The sequence below is a fragment of the Eubacterium ventriosum genome (assembly GCF_025150745.1).
GTDB classification, from domain to species: Bacteria; Bacillota; Clostridia; order Lachnospirales; family Lachnospiraceae; genus Eubacterium_G; species Eubacterium_G ventriosum.
Genome location: NZ_CP102282.1, coordinates 263605 through 282563, shown reverse-complemented (window position 1 = coordinate 282563; position 18959 = coordinate 263605). Strand labels below are relative to the sequence as shown.

Below are 18959 nucleotides of genomic sequence, written 5' to 3'. Positions count from 1 at the left end.
AAATGTTAGAAGAAAAAAATTAAAACAGGACAAGAGATTAAACTTAAAAGTTAAATTCCTCTAAAATTAATGGCACCATACTAGAAATAGTATAGGTGCTTTTTTGTCGAAATTTCTAAGGCTTTTCATACATTGTTTTGACAAAAAAATTAGGAAAGGGTGTTTATACTAGTCGGGAAACTAAATTTTTGCAAGGAGGGATTATGAAACAAAAAGTAGCAAAACCGATAGTGCTACTAATGATTGCGGTTGGAGTCTGTATGATTCCAATGCTTGGATACTATCCGTTAGTTCAAAGTTGGTATGGCGCAATGTGTAACGTAAAAGGGCTTGCGGTGTTAGGATGGCCGGTAATGATTTATGTGATTTTACAAAACGAGGGGGTATTGTGTGCAGTAAAATACGGCTGGATGCTTGGTGCCACAGGACTTTTTCTTGTGCAATATAAAAGAGTTAGCGAAAAATACAATCCGTTTACGGTAGCCTTTATAACAACACTAATTGGAGGAATAATGGAAGCCATGGACTGGTTTATGAATGGAATGATAAAAGAAGAGCTGTATGCCCTGATTCCCATTGTTCTGCTAACATGGTCTACCACAGTAATTTTTTCAGTACTAATCAAAAACTTTATGTGGCATATACAGGGCAGAAAAAATTACTATTCAAGACTTAGGCATCAGCAAATTATAAGGAATGAAAAAATGATGCAAACATCTAAAGCTTTTAAGGATTTGGCAATAAAAATCCAAAATATGTCAGGCATTGAGGAGGACGACCAGGGACTTATGGATGCAGCGGTGGAGTTTGATATCAATGAAAATATGTGCAAGGGCTGTGCAAATGGGCAGATTCAATATTTGGAAAGGGCGAAGCTTAACTATCTTTGGTACAATAAAATGCTGGAAACAAGGGAGGCAATGGCAATTCAGCTTAATGAAATGGCAGACATTATTGAATACTATACCAAGCCTGTTTCACAGGAAAAAAGAAATCTGTTTGGTATGGAAAATTATTTAAAAAGGAGGTTAAGGGACGAAAAAATTATTGCAAGAAGAGTTTCTATTTCGGAGAACAGTAAGGGAAAATTGGAAATTCACATTGTGGCAAGAAAAAAGAAAAGGGCAAAAGTTACAACAGATGCAATGTGTAAAATAATTTCTAATGTAATAGGCCAGCCAATGAGATTTTCCGTAAAGGAAAATAGTCAGCTAATGAATTATTTTAATGAATATCTTTTTTTGGAACAAGTTAATTTCTCTACGGCAAGTGGAAGTGTAAAGAAGGTGAAGCAGAATCAGGAAATGTCAGGTGACAATTATACGTATATGGAGCTGGACAGCGGTGCAACTTTTATGAGCATATGCGATGGAATGGGCTCAGGCCCAAGGGCGGAGGCCTACAGCGAAGTTGTAATTGATTTGCTGGAGCAACTTTTGGAAAGTGGTTTTACGGAGCAGACAGCATTAAAGCTAATTAACTCAGTTTTGCTTACGGGAAATCAGTGGCAGGAGCCGGCGGCAGTCGATATGGCATTGTTTGACAGATATTCCGGCACGTGCCAGTTCCTGAAAATGGGAGCTGCATGCACATATATAAAAAGAGGTGGCTGGGTGGAATGCATTAAGTCAACATCCCTGCCAATGGGGATTTTTGAACAGGTTGATATGGAAACCATTACGAAAAAACTTTATGCCGGGGATTTTATTATAATGATTTCCGACGGAATAGTAGATTCCCTTGAGTGTACCGACAGAGAGGAGGCAATGGGAAGGATAATTATGGATATTAAAACTGCCAGTCCAAGGGAAATGGCACTGGAGATTATGAACAGAGCTTTGCAAATGTCAAAAGGAATTCCAAAAGATGATATGACAGTTTTGTGCACCGGGATATGGGAAAATTAGTACAAATATGATAAAATAACAAAAAACACGTATGGTCGTTAAAGGTGTAACAAAAATATGAAAAATAAGGTATTGAATTTTATAAATAAAAATAAAATATTACAATATGGAGACAGCGTCATACTGGGGGTTTCCGGAGGCGCTGATTCCATTTGTATGCTTTATCTTCTAAAAGACATTAGCAGTGAAATGAATCTGACTCTTTATGTGGTGCATATTAATCATCACATTAGAGGAAAACAGGCTCAGCACGATGCTGATTACGTAAAAGATGTGTGTAGAAAGCTGAATGTGGATTTTAAGCAGATTGATGCAGATGTTCCACTTATGGTTAAGCAGACAGGTATGACGGAGGAAGAGGCAGGCCGTCAGGCAAGATATAAGGCTTTTTTTGAACGAGCCATAGAAGTAAAAATTAAAGAAAAAAAACAAGCTAAGAATCAGACTAAAAAACCAGATGAAAGCCGAAAACTAAGCTTAAAAGAGAATAAGGAAAACTCAGCAAAAGAAGATGGCATTAAGAAAAATGACCCAAAAGAAAGAAAAAACAGTTACAACAATATCAAAATTGCCGTTGCCCACAACTTAAATGATAACAGCGAAACCGTGCTGTTTAATCTTTTTAGGGGAACAGGCATAAAGGGACTTACGGGAATCCCGGTTAGAAGAGATATGATTGTGCGTCCTCTCTTGTGTTGTACAAGACAGGAGATTGAGCATTATTTGAAATCTAAAAATATTTCATATTGCAGTGATGCAACCAACAAAGAAACAGAATACAGCCGTAATAAGATACGTTTGGAGCTTTTGCCTTATATAAAAAATAATATAAATAAAAAAGCTGAGTATAATATTGTAAACGCTGCAGAAAATTTAAATGAAATTTGGGATTATTTAAATAGGCAGGCAGCTGAGGAATATAACAGATATGTTAAGGATGAAGTTTTGGATGAGAAGGCATTTAACCTTCACCCGGCAGTTTTGAATCAGGTTGTAAGAAAGATGATTGAGAATGGAGCAGGAAAGCTAAAGGATATTACAAGGAAACACGTGCTTTTGGTTGTGGGGTTGAAAGATATGAATGTGTCCAAAACAGTTGATTTGCCATACAATCTTGTGGCAACAAGACTTTATCACGGAATATCAATAAAAAAGAAAAGTGATGAATCGAATCAGGAAAAAACAATGGAACAGTGTTTGTTAAAGAATGGTAAGATTCATAATACTGAAAATGTAACAATAACCATTGAAAATAATAGTTTTTCTTCTGAAAATATTCAGGAATTATTGTATACGAAATGGTTTGATTATGATAAAATAAAACAATTGACTGTTAGAACTCGCAGACCAGGTGATTTTATAACAGTTGATGAAAACGGAGGCAGAAAGAAGCTGAAGGATTATTTTATTAATGAGAAAATTCCAAAGGCGCAAAGGGATGAGATTCTTTTGCTGGCTGATGGAAGTCATGTGGTTTGGGTAATCGGATATAGAATAAGTGCTTATTACAAGGTTACTGAAACTACAAAGAATATTTTAAGAGCAGATTATATTGAAGAAGATTAGGAATTAAAAACCTAAAATAACATATGATAAGGAGTTTATTATGAATACAAAGATTAGTGTTATGATTAGCGAAGAAGAAATTAATAAAAGAGTATGTGAAATTGCAGAACAGATTAGTAAGGATTATGCAGGAAAAGAAGTACGTTTGATTTGTATTCTTAAAGGCAGTGTTTTTTATACATGTGAATTGGCAAAGAGAATTACTATTCCTGTAACACTTGATTTTATGAGTGTTTCAAGCTATGGAAGCGGAACAGTTAGTTCAGGAACAATAAAGATTAAGAAAGATTTGGATGATGACATTGAAGGACTTGATGTTATTGTTGTTGAGGATATTATTGACTCAGGAAATACTTTAAGCCGTCTTATTCCAATGCTTAAGGAAAGAAAACCGGCAAGCCTTAAGATTACAACACTTCTTGACAAGCCGGACAGAAGAGAGGTTGACGATGTTACAGTTGACTATGTTGGATTTGAAATTGAAGACAAATTCGTAGTGGGCTATGGTTTGGATTACGACCAGAGTTACAGAGATTTACCATATATTGGAGTTATTGAGCAATAAAACTTAATAAAATTATCGGTTTAAAAATAGGATCGGATACAATTGAACATTAAAGATAAGTTACACAGACTTGAAAAATTCCAGATAGGAGGAATGAATTGAACAATAAAAGAAGTAATTTTACAAGAATTTATTTTATAGGGATGGCAATTATTATTATAGTTATGCTTTATTATGCAGGTTCAGGACTTAAATCAAATAACTATAAATATAATGATTTGTTAAACGATTTGCAGAATGGAAAAGTTACACAGCTTAATATTAGCCAGAATAAGGAAGTGCCTACAGGAAAGGTTACTGTAAAACTTCAGGATGGCTCAACTAAGTATGTATACATTACAGATGTTAATCAGGTAATTAGTGATATTAAAGATATTAATGACAAGACTAATCAGAATATACAGCCAGGCATTGCAGATGTAAGAAGAGACAGTGTTTTCCTTACAAATATTTTGCCTATGCTTCTTATGGGTGTGGTTATAGTAGTTGTTATTATGATGATGAATGCCAATGCGGCAGGCGGAAATTCCAAGATGGCTAATTTTGGAAAAAGCAGAGCCAAAATGGTTGTAGAAGTTAAGAATATGGACTTTAGCAAGGTTGCAGGTCTTAAGGAAGAAAAAGAAGAACTTGAGGAAATTGTTGATTTCTTAAAGAATCCTAATAAGTATATTATGCTTGGGGCAAGAATCCCAAAGGGAATACTTTTAGAGGGACCTCCGGGAACAGGTAAAACTCTTCTTGCCAAGGCTACAGCAGGCGAAGCAGGAGTTCCGTTTTTTACTATTTCAGGTTCAGATTTCGTTGAAATGTTTGTTGGTGTAGGTGCATCAAGAGTTAGAGACCTTTTTGCGGAAGCAAAGAAGAACGCACCATGTATTATTTTCATTGACGAAATTGATGCAGTTGCAAGACGAAGAGGAACAGGTATGGGAGGTGGTCACGATGAACGTGAGCAGACTCTTAACCAGATGCTTGTAGAAATGGATGGTTTTGGTGTTAACGAGGGTATTATCGTTATGGCAGCAACCAACCGTGTAGATATTTTGGATCCGGCTATTTTAAGACCGGGACGTTTTGATAGAAAGGTTCTTGTTGGAAGACCTGATGTTAAGGGCAGAAAAGAGATTCTTGAAGTGCATGCTAAGAATAAGCCTATCGGTGATGATGTTGATCTTGAACAGATTGCAAGAATTACGTCAGGTTTCACAGGTGCAGACCTTGAAAACTTACTTAATGAGGCTTCTATTCTTGCAGCAAAAGCAGGAAAGCATTTTCTTACACAGGCCGAAATTAATCAGGCAATGATTAAGGTTGGCATCGGTAAAGAGAAGAAGAGCAGAATTATTTCGGAAAAAGAAAAGCGTATTACAGCATATCACGAATCAGGTCATGCGATTTTATTCCATGTTCTTCCTGATGTTGGACCGGTTCACACTGTTTCGGTTATTCCAACAGGAGCAGGTGCAGCAGGTTATACTATGCCTTTGCCTGGTAAGGATGAAATGTTCCTTACAAAAGGCAAAATGTTACAGGAGATTATGGTTGACCTTGGTGGACGTATAGCCGAAGAACTTATTCTTGACGACATTACAACAGGTGCGTCACAGGATATTAAGCAGGCAACAGCTACAGCTAAGTCAATGGTTACAAAATATGGATTTTCAGATAAGCTTGGTCTTATTAATTATGATGATGAATCTGATGATGTATTTATCGGTAGGGATTTGGCTCATTCAAAGGGGTATGGCGAGAATACAGCTTCAGTTATTGACGAGGAAGTTAGGGAAATTGTTGATACATGTTATAAAAAGGCTAAGAAGATTATTGAAGACCATATGGAACAGTTGCATGCAAGTGCAGCATTGTTAATGGAAAAAGAAAAGATTGGCCGTGAAGAATTTGAAAGTCTATTTGACGCTGATAATAATCAGGCCGACTCTTTAACAAACGAGGAAACAGTATAAAATTTTAATGTTAAATAGTTGCAACAGAACTTTATTATTATTTTGTTGCAACTATTTTGTACAATGGGAAATCTGTTGTATGAAAACCGGAAATTTTAGAAGAAGGGATTATAAAAATGGAACAGCAAAAGGAAGCACTTTTTCACGATGGCTCTAGTCAGTTTTGCAAATATAATGAAAAATCAGATACATATACATTTATTCTCAGAACTACAATAGGGGTAGTAAATCAGGCTTTTATGGCAATAGATGGTTATGAGATGAGGATGTCACACATGGATACAAAGGGCAGATTCGATTATTATGCAATTAATCTGGCTCTTGGAACTAAAATGATAAAGTACCATTTTAGAACGGTTGGTCAATACCAGTTATACTATAATGTTTTCGGTGCAAGTGAACATTTTTCTGAAGAATGGGAGTTTGAGTTTACACCGGGATTTAAAACACCTGATTGGGCTAAGGGCGCTGTAATGTATCAGATTATGGTGGACAGATTTAATAATGGCGATAAGTCTAATGATGTAATGACTAATGAATATGCCTATATTGGTCGTGGAGTTTCAAAGGTTGAGAATTGGATGGAGCCTCCTGCTGTTGATGGAACAAGACAGTTTTATGGCGGAGATTTGCAGGGGGTTATTGATAAGCTTGAATATCTTGAAAAATTAGGTGTTGAAGTTATTTATTTTAACCCTATTTTTGTTTCTCCATCTAACCATAAATATGATACACAGGATTATGATTATATTGATCCTCATTTTGGAAAGATTGTTAATGATAACGGTAAGTTATTAGAGGACGGTGACAATAATAATGAGCACGCTCAGCGCTATAAGGTTAGAACAACTGACCTTGCAAATCTTGAAGCAAGTAATAAGTTGTTTGTTGAATTGGTTGAAAAGGCTCACGCCCATGGAATTAAAATAATTATTGATGGTGTTTTTAATCATTGTGGCTCTTTTAATAAGTGGATGGACAAAGAGAAGTTTTATACAAAGAATAAAAATTATAAATCCGGTGCTTATATTTCAAAGGATAGTCCGTACAATTTATATTTTAAGTTTCTTGAAGACAGATGGCCTGACAATAACTCTTTTGAAGGCTGGTGGGGCTTTGATACTTTGCCAAAACTAAATTATGAAGGTAGTAAAGAGCTTTGCGATTATATTATTGAAGTTGGTAAGAAGTGGGTTAGTCCACCTTACAATGTAGATGGTTGGAGAATTGATGTGGCGGCAGATTTAGGTCACAGTCAGGAGTTTAACCATGAGTTTTGGAAGAAATTTCGTAAGGCAGTTAAGGAAGCCAATCCGGAAGCTATTATTTTGGCAGAGCATTATGGAGATGCTAATTCATGGCTTCAGGGCGACCAGTGGGATACTATTATGAACTATGATGGCTTTATGGATCCGGTAACATGGTTTTTAACAGGTGTTGATAAGCATTCCGACAATTCTAATCCGGGAATGCGTGGCGATGCGGGAACTTTTAAGCTTACAATGCAGTATCAGATGTCAAGAATGCAGAATCAGTCATTGTTGGTGGCAATGAATGAGTTGTCAAATCACGACCATTCAAGATTTCTTACAAGAACTAACCGTATGGTTGGTCGTGTGGGGACAGCAGGAACAGCGGCAGCAAGTCAGGATATTGATGAAGCTATTTTTAAACAGGGTGTTGTAATGCAGATGACATTGCCGGGAGCACCAACACTTTACTATGGTGACGAGGCAGGTGTTTGTGGTTGGACGGACCCGGACAATAGACGAACTTATCCTTGGGGACACGAAAACTTTGAAATTTTGGAATTTTACCGTGAGACAATTGCAATTCACAGACAGCACAAAGTTTTTAAAACAGGTTCTTACAAGCCATTAGTTGAGCAGAGAGATTTGCTGTGCTATGGACGTTTTGATATGGACAATGCAGCTTTTGTGTTAATTAATACATCAGATACAGACAAAACAGTTTCAATTCCAACTTGGACATTGGGTGTGGAAGATGGTGAAAGCTTTGAACGATTAATTGAAACATCAAGAGAGTTCTATAACTGTGGCAGAGTAAAAGTGGTTCAGGAAAACAATATTGTAACAGTAACCGTAAAAGCTAATAGTTCAGTAATATATCATAAGTAAGTTTAAAATATTTTAATGCAAACATAAAAAACTTCCTACCGGGAAATTGCCGGTAGGAAGTTTTTTGATATATAATAAAACATTATTGCATCAGTTATTTGGGAAAGAATAGTGTATTCCAAAATCCTCTTTGGAGTGTAAATGTAAACTTTTGAATGTTTCTTAAAGAAATCTTTGTCCTCAAACTTATGTAAAGTGTTAAACATTGTGCCGTTTTTCATAGAATCTCTCCGTTATGTTTTGAGTGTTATAATTAAATTAATTCATATGTAATCAAACTTTAGGTGCGTTGTCACCTTAATCATATTAACTAAATAATACCACAATTATATTATGTAGCTGTAATAGGTGTCAATTTTCTAAAAAATAAAAATTTGTTATCTAAATAAATAGATGAAAATAAAAAATATTGCAAAAAATCTTATAAAAATTACAAAAATGTTTGCACTTTAAGCATTTATATGGTATAAGTATATATTGTTAAAGCAATGGGCAGATTCCCGAGTGGCCAAAGGGGACAGACTGTAAATCTGCTGGCACTGCCTTCGAAGGTTCGAATCCTTCTCTGCCCATTATTATTAACATGCCGGCGTGGCGGAACTGGCAGACGCGCAGGACTTAAAATCCTGTTGTGGCAACACAGTACCGGTTCGATTCCGGTCGCCGGCATTACATATTAAAGTGAGAAGCTATGATGCGAAAGCGTCGTAGCTTTTTTTCATATAGGAGAGAGAAGTGAATGTATATATACATTTCTTGTATTTTCATAAGTGAAAGCTAGTTTGAAAAAACATTGATTTTTGAAATCGTTATTTACTGAGAGTTATAAAATGGAGAATTTTTGATGTTCTGAGATTTAAGATGTTGAAATTTCAGATTTGCATATTATTAGCTGGTTTATAAAGTTATTTTCGGGAATTTTGGTTTACATAAAACAGATAAAAAATTAATAACAAAATCATGTACCCCAAAATTTAAGATATATTGAATTTTTGGGGTACGCAAAATGGATTGAAAGCAGTTTAAGTGATATATTGGTTGACATAACTATAAAAATGTAAAACAATATGCAACAAATATATGATTAAAACAAGAATATGTGACATGATTAGTTTACATAACTTAAAAACGTACCACAAAAAATTAAAAACCTCGATTTTTGGGGTACATTCCATCAAATCATAAAACAGGCCACACAGCATACTGTATATAGACGAACAAAATGCCACAATGAAATGAAAAATAGCCAAATCCCTTGTACATTTGACAGTCTTATACATATTGAGTAGAATGTAAAAGTCAGATAGATGACGGAATGTACAGCAAATAGTAAAAGTTAGATAGATGGCGGAATGTACAGCAAATAGTAAAAGTCAGATAGATGACGGAATATATAGTAAATAGTTTTAAGAAATGAGAGGGATTTATAATGAAGATTGGATTTGGATGCGACCATGCAGCAATTGACTTAAAGAATGAACTTATTGAATATATGACAGAAAAGGGCTACGAATGTGTTGATTATGGCACAGGCTATGATGAAAACGGAGAAATTATTAAGTGCGATTATCCAAACAAGGGTCGTGAAGTTGGTGAAGCAGTTGTAAGAAAAGATGTAGATTACGGTGTACTTATGTGTGGAACCGGAATCGGTATTTCTGTTGCAGCAAACAAGGTTCCAGGTGTAATTGCAGCAGTTTGCAGCGAACCTTATTCGGCAAAACTTACAAAGCAGCATAACAATGCTAATGTTATTGCTTTTGGCGCAAGAGTTGTTGGAGTAGAACTTGCAAAAATGATTCTTGATGAATTTTTTGGAGCAGAGTTTGAAGGTGGAAGACACCAGGCAAGAGTTGACATGATTCATGGAATTGAAGCAGATTATAGCAAATAAGATTTACAGAATTAGAATAAACTATAGCAAATAAGATTCACAGAATTAGAATAAACTATAGCAAATAAGATTCACAGAATTAGAATAAACTATAGTAAATAAGGTTTGTAAAAATAGAAAAGAGTTATTGACAGACTCTTTTTTATTTTATATAATTGCTTTAATACTTTAAAGCGTAACGGTTTAAAGCGACGAATAATAAGAATTAATTTTGCATTAAATCTTAAAGAAGAGATAAGGTTGAACAGTGGAGATAAAATACACATATGCAAGGTTAATAAGGAGGAGATTATGACAGAAATACTTTGCGGAATTATGTTGGTTGCCTTTTTTGTGGTAATGATTGGAGTAGGTTTTTATTCAAGAAAGCACGCAACCAATGTTAGTGGATTTGTTTTGGGTGGACGTTCAGCAGGTCCGTGGCTTACAGCTTTTGCCTTTGGAACATCTTACTTTTCAGCAGTTATCTTTGTAGGATACGCAGGACAGTTTGGATGGAATTTTGGGTTGGCATCAACATGGGCAGGACTTGGTAATGCATTTATTGGTTCATTGCTTGCATGGAACGTTCTTGGAAGAAGAACAAGAATTATGACGCAGTATCTTGATGCTAAGACTATGCCGGATTTTTTTGGAAAAAGATTTAATTCAGTACCATTAAAGGTTGCTGCATCAGTTATTGTATTTATATTTTTGATACCATACACAGCATCATTATATAACGGACTTTCAAGTTTATTTGGACTTGTTTTTGATATCCCATATTGGGTTGTTATTTTAGTAATGGCGATTTTGACAGGATTTTACGTAATTTTCGGTGGTTATATGGCTACTGCAATAAACGACTTTATTCAGGGAATTATAATGCTTTTTGGAATTTGCGCAGTTATTGGTGCAGTTTTAATGGATAATGGTGGTTTGCTTAAAGCCACTCAGAAATTGTCAGCAGTACCAAGTGAAGGCTGGACCGGTGGAGCGTTTACATCATTTCTTGGTCCTGATCCATTGGCATTATTATTTGTAGTAATATTAACATCTCTTGGAACATGGGGACTTCCACAGATGGTTGGAAAATTTTACGCAATTAAGAGTGAAAAAGACATTCATAAAGGAACTGTTATTTCAACAGTTTTTGCAATAATCGTAGCCGGTGGATGCTACTTCCTTGGTGGATTTGGCAGATTATACAGTGATAAAATTGCCATTAATGAAGCAACAGGCAAGCCATTGTTTGACACAATTATTCCAACAATGTTGTCTACTTTACCGGCAATAATTGTTGCAATTGTTATTGTTTTGGTTTTGTCAGCATCAATGTCAACACTTTCATCATTGGTACTTACATCAAGCTCAACTTTTACATTAGACGTAATTGTGCCGGCCTCAAAAAAGAAAATGAATGAAATGAAACAGGTTGTTATTATGAGAATTTTTATAGTATTCTTTATAGTTGTTTCAGCAGTTATTGCAATATTTAAGGATTCTCATCCTGAAGTTACATTTATAGCTCAGATGATGGGTGTTTCATGGGGAGCTTTGGCAGGGGCATTCCTTGCACCATTCTTGTATGGATTATACTGGAAAGGCGTAACAAAGGTGGCTACGGTTGTCTGTTTTGTCTGGGGATGTGCAGTTGCCGTGTTGCAACTTATTGTTTCACTTTGCGGAATAGATGTTACAGGCTTGGGAACAGTTCTTGGTTACATATTCAAATCATCAATTAATTCAGGTGTAGTTGCAATGGTAGGCGGACTTATTATAGTTCCTGTAATAAGTTTGATTACAAAGAAACAAAGTAAAGAAGAAATTGACAATATGTTCCAGTGCTACGAGGCAATGGTAGAAGTGCCGGTGAAAGAATCGTTGGAAGATTAGGCATAAAACTGTTAGTAACAGAATAGTATGAAAAAATATTATTAGTATGAGTTTTTTGATTTTAAAAAGCTGTTGGAGTAATCCGACAGCTTTTTTGCAAAAACTAATAAATACGTTTTGTGACAAAAATGTCAGTGACACCAATGACATAACCTGTCAGAGTGCCGTTTTTAAAGGAAAAAATGGAATAAAAAGACGAACAAAAGGGGTTATAAGATTGACAGTTATCCTTTTTTTTTATATCATAGATAAATGTATGGTCAGTACTTTGGGTATTGATTTTACGAAAGTGTATGGATTACTTGGTTTTTGATATAAAAGGAGGCAGAATGATTGATTTTCATTCACATGTATTGCCCGGAATAGATGATGGAAGCGATTGCGTAGAGGAATCTTTAGAGATGCTTCATACAGCAAAAAATCAAGGAGTTAGTACGATGTTGGCTACGCCACATTTTTATGCTCAAGATGTTTCAGTGGATCATTTTCTCGAAAAGAGGAAGAAAGCCTATGACACATTGAAACGGTGTATGGATGATTCTGACTGCCCTGACATAAGATTGGGAGCTGAAGTATGCTATTTCAGAGGAATCGGGAGGGCTAGAGAGATTGAAAAATTATGTATAGAGGGAACCAGGGTTATTATGGTGGAATTACCCTTTAGACAGTGGGATGAAGAGGTTTTACGGGATGTTGAAGAGCTAATGGAGAAACAGAATGTTTCAGTTATGCTCGCACATATAGAAAGATTTTATGCTTGCCAGAAAAGAAAGAAGATTTGGAAAGAAGTTCTTGATTTGCCGGTTATATTTCAGGTTAATGCAGAATTTTTTGATGGTAGGAAGAAAAGAAAACTTATAAAGAAGCTGGTTGAAGAAAACAGACCGATTGTACTTGGAAGTGACTGTCATAATACTGACAGAAGAAAGCCTAACCTTGATATGGGTTATTCCTTTATCAGAGAGAAAATCGGACAGAATGCTGTAGATGAAATAGAGAAAGTGTCCGTGGAGATACTTGAAAAATAATGATTAGGGGATAAGTAAAGTGAAGAAGAAAAGAAAAAAATACATAAAAATTGTCGTGGGAGTAGTAGCTTTTATACTGTTTATAGCAGTTTTAGGCTACGGATTACAGTATGTTGATAATAAGACAGAGAAGGCTAATGTATCTGATGAAAGTTCAATAAATGATTGGAAGATTCAGGTTCCAAGAGGAAAGATTAAACTTAATGGAAATAAATACGAATATTACCATGATTTTGAAAATTATCTGTTAATAGGAACAGATGCTACGGGAAATGACAAGAACGGAGCAGATTACCAGGGAAGTATGGCTGATTTCCTTATGCTTGTAATTGTAGACAAGACAGAGAATACATATAGTTTTCTTCAGCTTAACAGAGACACCATGACAGAGGTTGCATTGATTGATCATAATGGCGAAGGTGAGGCAACAGCTAATATTCAGTTGTGTACAGCTCATTGGTATGGAGGCAACAGAGAGCAAAGTTGCGAAAATACAGTTAAATCCGTAAAGAAATTGTTAGGAGGTATTCAGATTGATGGTTATTATGAACTTAACATGAGTGAAATACCTAAACTTAACAACATGGTAGATGGAGTTACCGTAACATTGGAGGATGATTTCTCAAAGAAATATCCAAAAATGAAGAAGGGAGCTACAATAAACCTTGATGATGAGCAGGCTTATGCATACGTTCATGACCGTTATGGAGTTGGGAATGAAGAGAATACATCACGAATGAAAAGACAACAACAGTACATGACAGGGTTTTTTAAAAAACTTCAGGAGAAGGTTAAGGCTAATCCAAACTATGCCAATGAAGTTTTTGAAAGTTTGCAGGATGTTTCCACAACAGATATTACTATAGGAAAGATTTCTAATATTAGTAATATTTTTGCTAGTGGAACAGACAAGGGGATTTTTGAATTGGCAGGAAAGTCTAAGATTGGTCAGGCTCTTGGAGATGAAATTGATCATATGGAATTTTATGTTAACAAGAAAGCAATGGTTAGCACAATGTCAGAACTGTTTGGCATAGTGGAACAGAAGAACAAAGAGTAAAGGAATTGAAAGATGAAACAACAGGTAGAAAAGATAAAAATTAACGAAAAAGAAGATGAAGTAGAAATCAACCTTTTGGATTTGTTTAACTATTATCGTAAGAAGATTTTATTTATTATTGCAGGTTTTTTGATTGGAGCAATAATTGCAGGTGTATGGACTAAAGTTGGCATTACACCTAAATATACTGCAACAGCGAAAGTTTATATGGTTTCAGCATCAAAAAACTCAGTGGTCGATCTTGCTGATTTAAGTATAGGTACATCATTATCAGAAGATTATGCAGAGTTGTTGCATGTTAGACCTATCATTGAGGCCATAAATGAGGAAAACGATTTAGGATATACATATGAGCAACTTAACGGAATGATTGACATTTCAACAGTTGAAGATACACGTATCCTAAAAATTTCAGCAACAAGCATAAAGCCGGAGGAAGCAAAAACAATAGCAAATGCTTTAGCTGAAAAGGCAGTTACTGAAATTCCTAAATTAATGGGAACATCGTCACCTAATATTGCTGAAAGAGCTATAACTCCTAAAGGTAAAAGTTCACCTAGTCTGAAGAAAAATGTAATGATGGGTGCATTTGGAGGAATGGTTGTGGTATTAGCTATCTTCACATTCTTATTTATCACTGATGATACAATTAAGACAGAAGAAGATGTTGAAAAGTATTTAGGCATTATTCCTTTAACAGTTATTCCTGATGGAAACGTTAAATACGGAGCATATTCTAAATACAATTATTATAAGGGAAAGAAATATTACACACCAAAATAATAAGCTTGAGGAGAAATAGAAATGAATAAAATTAAAATGGATTTAACCAAAGAACTTCCTTATGCTGTTGAGGAATCTATAAACCGACTTCGTATAAATGTTAGTTTCCTTGGAAATGAAATTAAAAAAATCATGGTTGTAAGTACAATGCCTAATGAAGGAAAGAGTTTTGTTACTTTACAGATGTGGAAACAGATGGCAAGTGCCGGAATCAAATCAGTATTTGTAGATGGAGATATGAGAAACTCTGTCATAGTAAACAAATATGGCATAGAAAAAGAAGATGGCTCAGAAATGGAAGGGCTTGCACATTATTTGGCAGAAGAATTTCCACTTGAAAATGTTGTATATAATACACCACTTGAAGATGGAGATATTATACCAAATGTGGAAAATATAATTAATCCATCAATGTTGCTTGAAAGTGACAAGTTTGGCAATATGCTCAATCAACTTGCGGAAGATTACCGATATGTATTTGTTGATGCACCACCTCTTGGTCTTGTATCAGATGCTGAAAAGATTGGTAGTATGTGTGATGGAGCAATTCTTGTAATTAGAAGTGGAGAAACATCAAAATCTGAAGTGAAAAGTTCAATTAAGCAGCTTGAAAGATCAGGATGTAAGATATTAGGTGTGGTTCTAAACCGTGCAACAGACGCAAAAGGCAAGAAAAATGAGAAGAAATACTACAATGGCAAGTAATAGTATATAATTATCAGTGACATATTTTGTCAAATATAGTCAAAAAAGCAAAATATAACAAAAAAAGTATTTAAATTTATTCCGTAAAGTAGTAAAATAAACAACATAGCGAGTTTTATAAATTATAAGTTTGCTATGAGGACATTTTTATTTTCAATACTTGTGGGGATAAGCAGAAATAATTAAAACTCAAAAACATAATAATAGGAGGAACTTATAATGAAAAAATTAATGAAGAACGTTGCTGTTTTAGCATTAGCAGCAGCAGTAGCAGTAGGATCTGTAACAGGTGTAAGCGCAGCAGTTAAGAGCCCAACATCATCATTAGTACCGATTAACGCTAAGAATGTTGCTGTATCAAACGGAAATACAGTTGATACAAAGGCTAACGGAACAGCTGAAGTTGGAGTAGTATCAGCTAAGAAGAGCACAGCTACAGTACCTAGCAAGGTAACAGCTAAGGGTGTAACATACACAGTAACAGTTATCAAGGCTAAAGCATTTGCTAAGAAGGCTAAAAAGGCTAAAAAGATTGTAATTCCAGCAACAATTAAGAGAGTAAACAAAAAAGGTTTTACAGGTACTAAGAAATTAAAGACAATTATTGTTAAAGGAACAAAGAGCTTTACAGTAAAGAAGGGTGCATTCAAGAAGGTTAACTCAAAGAAGATTACAGTTAAGGTTAACAAGAAGATGAAAGCTAAAGAATTTAAGAAATTAAAGAAGAACTTAAAGAAGGCAGGATTCAAGGGTAAAATTAAGAAATAATTTTTACTAGCACTTTTTTATATGTATTTTTAGAAAAAACGTTGAGAGTCATCGTACAATTAATATTGTATGGTGGCTCTCTTTTGTTGACTAAAAAGCTTCAATAAACTATAATTAATTTTAGGACTTTAATTCAGTAAATTAAACATTGCCCGTATCACAAAAAGTTAAATATAATGGTGATACTACTGTTTTTTACTGTGAAATATATAAGAGAGGCAGGAAGAAGTTTTGAGTAATAAGAAGATTATGCTTGGTAATGAAGCCATTGCAAGGGGAGCTTATGAAGCGGGAGTTAAGGTTACATCAGCATACCCTGGTACTCCAAGTACTGAAGTAAGTGAAAACGTAGTAAAATATAAAGAAATTTATGCTGAATGGGCACCTAATGAAAAGGTTGCCACAGAAGTTGCCATTGGTGCATCCATGGCAGGTGTTCGTTCTATGACAATGATGAAAATGGTAGGTCTTAACGTAGCATCTGATCCACTTTTTACAGCAGGATACATTGGTGTAAACGGTGGTATGGTTTTGGTTGTTGCAGATGACCCTGGAATTTACAGTTCACAGAATGAACAGGATACTAGAATGATTGCAAGAGCTGCAATGGTTCCGGTAGTTGAACCTTCTGATAGTGAAGAAGCAAGATATTTTACAAAGAGGGCTTATGAATTATCTGAAAAATATGATACACCGGTTATTCTTAGAACAACTACACGTCTTGCACATTCACAGGGGATTGTTAATCTTGAAGATAGAGTTGAGGTAGATGACAAGCCATATGAAAGAAATATTGCAAAAAACGTTATGATGCCGGGAAATGCAATTAAACGTCATGTTATTGTTGAACAGCGTCTTAAAAAGATGGCAGAAGATGCATGTGACCTTGATATTAATAAAGTTGAATATAATGATACAAAGATTGGTGTTATTACAAGTGGTATACCTTATCAGTATGTTAAGGAAGCACTTCCTAATGCATCAGTTTTAAAACTTGGTTTGGTTCATCCTTTGGCAAAGGGACTTATAAAGGAATTTGCTTCAAAGGTAGACAGACTTATTATAGTTGAAGAGCTTGAACCTGTAATTGAAGAACAGGTTAGAGCTATGGGAATTGAATGCGATGGAAAGAACATCTTTACTGTGCAGGGCGAATATAGTGCTAATATGCTTAAACAGGTAGTTTTAGGTGAAAAGGTTGAAATTGAACAGCCTTTACAGGCTCCTGCAAGACCACCTATTCTTTGTCCGGGATGTCCTCACAGAGCTACATATTCAGTACTTAAGAAGTTAAAAATTCATGCAGCAGGTGATATTGGATGTTATACACTTGGTGCAGTTAATCCACTAGGTGTTGTAGATACGACAGTTTGTATGGGTTCAAGTATTTCTACACTTCACGGTATGGAAAAGGCTAAGGGAAAAGATTACATTAAGAATTGGGTAGCTGTTATAGGTGATTCAACATTCCTTCACACAGGTGTTAATTCACTTATGAACATGGTTTATAACAAGGCTACAGGAACAGTTATTATTCTTGATAATTCAACAACAGGTATGACAGGACATCAGGATCATCCTGCAACAGGAAAAACATTGTCAGGTGAAAAAGCCAATATAGTTCTTCTTGATGATTTATGTAGAGCTTTAGGTGTTAAGAATGTACAGATTGTTGATGCTTTTGATACAAAGAAGTTAGAAAATGTTATTAAAGAAGAAGTAGCAAGAGATGAAGTATCAGTTATTATAGCTCAGTCTCCTTGTGCATTGCTTAAGTCATATGTTCCAAAGGGTAAATGCGTTGCAATTCCTGAAAAATGTAAAAAATGCGGACTTTGTCTTGCTTCAGGATGTCCTGCAATTACAAAGAATGAAGATGGAACTATTTCAATTGACCAGACATTATGTAATGGTTGTGGACTTTGTATGCAGAATTGTCATTTCGATGCAATTGAATTAAAGAAGAAGGGAGAATAGTCATGGCAGAAACAAAGAATATTATGATAGTAGGTGTCGGTGGACAGGGAACACTTCTTACAAGCCGTATTTTAGGTGGAATTACAGTTGAAGCCGGATATGATGTTAAGCTCTCAGAAGTTCATGGAATGGCACAGCGTGGCGGTAGCGTTGTTACTTATGTACGTTATGGCGAAAAAGTAGCAGAACCTATAGTAGAAGAAGGTCAGGCAGATGTACTTATCGCTTTTGAAAGATTAGAAGCGTTAAGATATGCTCATTTTCTTAAGAAAGATGGAGTAATTATTGTAAATGACCAGAGAATCGACCCAATGCCTGTAGTTACAGGTGTGGCAAAATATCCTGACGGAATTATTGAAAAACTTTCAAAGAAATACCGTGTTGTATCAGTTGATGCAATGGATGAAGCCATAAAGATGGGCAATTCAAGAGTATTTAACGTTATTATTCTTGGAATTGCTGCAAAGAATATGGATTTTCCAAAGGAACAGTGGATTGAAGTAATCAAGAAAACAGTTCCACCAAAGACTATTGATATTAACGTGGCAGCCTTTGAAAAGGGTTATGAATTAGCATAAGATAATAAAATTAAAATATAGGATAATAAAAATCCCGGAAAGTGGAAAGAATGTTAATAGTTCTGAAGCTTTTCGGGATTTTTTACGGCTCTTTGTCAAGCATGTGGGTAACCCAAGTTTATAATGTTCTTTGTCAGGTATAGGGATA

General features: G+C 35.2%; 15 protein-coding genes and 2 tRNA genes. 16 read left to right on the top strand and 1 reads right to left on the bottom strand.

The window, feature by feature from the left end; translation table 11 throughout:
• Window positions 1-203 precede the first annotated feature (203 nt).
• The 5 genes from NQ558_RS01210 to NQ558_RS01190 all read left to right on the top strand — a co-directional run bounded on the left by NQ558_RS01210 (window position 204) and on the right by NQ558_RS01190 (window position 8143).
• Window positions 204-1907 carry a SpoIIE family protein phosphatase gene (locus tag NQ558_RS01210; RefSeq protein ID WP_005362499.1) on the top strand — a complete coding sequence of 568 codons (1704 nt, stop codon included), beginning with the start codon at window positions 204-206 and terminating at the stop codon, window positions 1905-1907.
• A gap of 57 nt (window positions 1908-1964) precedes the next feature.
• Entirely contained in the window at window positions 1965-3473 is a 1509-nt protein-coding gene (gene tilS / locus NQ558_RS01205) for a tRNA lysidine(34) synthetase TilS (RefSeq protein WP_005362500.1), read from the top strand.
• 40 nt (window positions 3474-3513) lie between these two features.
• Window positions 3514-4038 (top strand): hypoxanthine phosphoribosyltransferase, encoded by a 525-nt coding sequence (gene hpt / locus NQ558_RS01200; RefSeq protein WP_005362501.1) that lies wholly within the window; start codon window positions 3514-3516, stop codon window positions 4036-4038.
• A 98-nt stretch (window positions 4039-4136) separates the two neighbouring features.
• Entirely contained in the window at window positions 4137-6005 is a 1869-nt protein-coding gene (gene ftsH, locus NQ558_RS01195; RefSeq protein WP_341271135.1) for an ATP-dependent zinc metalloprotease FtsH, read from the top strand.
• Between the two features lie 116 nt (window positions 6006-6121).
• A complete protein-coding gene (locus tag NQ558_RS01190) occupies window positions 6122-8143 on the top strand; it encodes a glycoside hydrolase family 13 protein (RefSeq protein ID WP_005362514.1) in 2022 nt (673 codons plus the stop codon).
• A gap of 35 nt (window positions 8144-8178) precedes the next feature.
• On the opposite strand, the gene NQ558_RS01185 is transcribed toward NQ558_RS01190, so the two are convergent.
• Window positions 8179-8364 (bottom strand): sortase family protein, encoded by a 186-nt coding sequence (locus tag NQ558_RS01185; protein WP_040446962.1) that lies wholly within the window; start codon window positions 8362-8364, stop codon window positions 8179-8181.
• 269 nt (window positions 8365-8633) lie between these two features.
• On the opposite strand from NQ558_RS01185, the gene NQ558_RS01180 reads away from it, so the two are divergent.
• From NQ558_RS01180 to NQ558_RS01130, 11 genes are all read left to right on the top strand, one after another.
• Window positions 8634-8715, top strand: a tRNA-Tyr gene (locus NQ558_RS01180).
• 13 nt (window positions 8716-8728) lie between these two features.
• Window positions 8729-8812 (top strand) — tRNA-Leu (locus NQ558_RS01175).
• Window positions 8813-9572: 760 nt separating this feature from the next.
• Complete coding sequence (gene rpiB / locus NQ558_RS01170) at window positions 9573-10037, top strand: ribose 5-phosphate isomerase B (protein WP_005362515.1); 465 nt, start codon at window positions 9573-9575, stop codon at window positions 10035-10037.
• A 291-nt stretch (window positions 10038-10328) separates the two neighbouring features.
• Window positions 10329-11912 (top strand): sodium:solute symporter family protein, encoded by a 1584-nt coding sequence (locus NQ558_RS01165; protein WP_005362519.1) that lies wholly within the window; start codon window positions 10329-10331, stop codon window positions 11910-11912.
• Window positions 11913-12241: 329 nt separating this feature from the next.
• The gene (locus tag NQ558_RS01160) at window positions 12242-12940 is read left to right on the top strand and encodes a CpsB/CapC family capsule biosynthesis tyrosine phosphatase (protein ID WP_040446965.1); all 699 of its coding nucleotides are present in this window, start codon (window positions 12242-12244) and stop codon (window positions 12938-12940) included.
• Window positions 12941-12959: 19 nt separating this feature from the next.
• Complete coding sequence (locus tag NQ558_RS01155; protein WP_050750978.1) at window positions 12960-14000, top strand: LCP family protein; 1041 nt, start codon at window positions 12960-12962, stop codon at window positions 13998-14000.
• A gap of 12 nt (window positions 14001-14012) precedes the next feature.
• The gene (locus NQ558_RS01150; protein WP_005362527.1) at window positions 14013-14783 is read left to right on the top strand and encodes a YveK family protein; all 771 of its coding nucleotides are present in this window, start codon (window positions 14013-14015) and stop codon (window positions 14781-14783) included.
• Between the two features lie 21 nt (window positions 14784-14804).
• The gene (locus NQ558_RS01145) at window positions 14805-15488 is read left to right on the top strand and encodes a CpsD/CapB family tyrosine-protein kinase (protein WP_005362529.1); all 684 of its coding nucleotides are present in this window, start codon (window positions 14805-14807) and stop codon (window positions 15486-15488) included.
• 219 nt (window positions 15489-15707) lie between these two features.
• Window positions 15708-16256, top strand: a complete 549-nt coding sequence (locus tag NQ558_RS01140; protein WP_005362533.1) for a leucine-rich repeat protein — start codon at window positions 15708-15710, stop codon at window positions 16254-16256.
• A 249-nt stretch (window positions 16257-16505) separates the two neighbouring features.
• On the top strand, window positions 16506-18233 hold the full coding sequence (gene iorA / locus NQ558_RS01135) for an indolepyruvate ferredoxin oxidoreductase subunit alpha (RefSeq protein ID WP_005362534.1): 1728 nt from the start codon (window positions 16506-16508) through the stop codon (window positions 18231-18233).
• 2 nt (window positions 18234-18235) lie between these two features.
• Window positions 18236-18811, top strand: coding sequence for an indolepyruvate oxidoreductase subunit beta (locus NQ558_RS01130; protein ID WP_005362535.1), 576 nt, complete (start codon window positions 18236-18238; stop codon window positions 18809-18811).
• Window positions 18812-18959 lie beyond the last annotated feature (148 nt).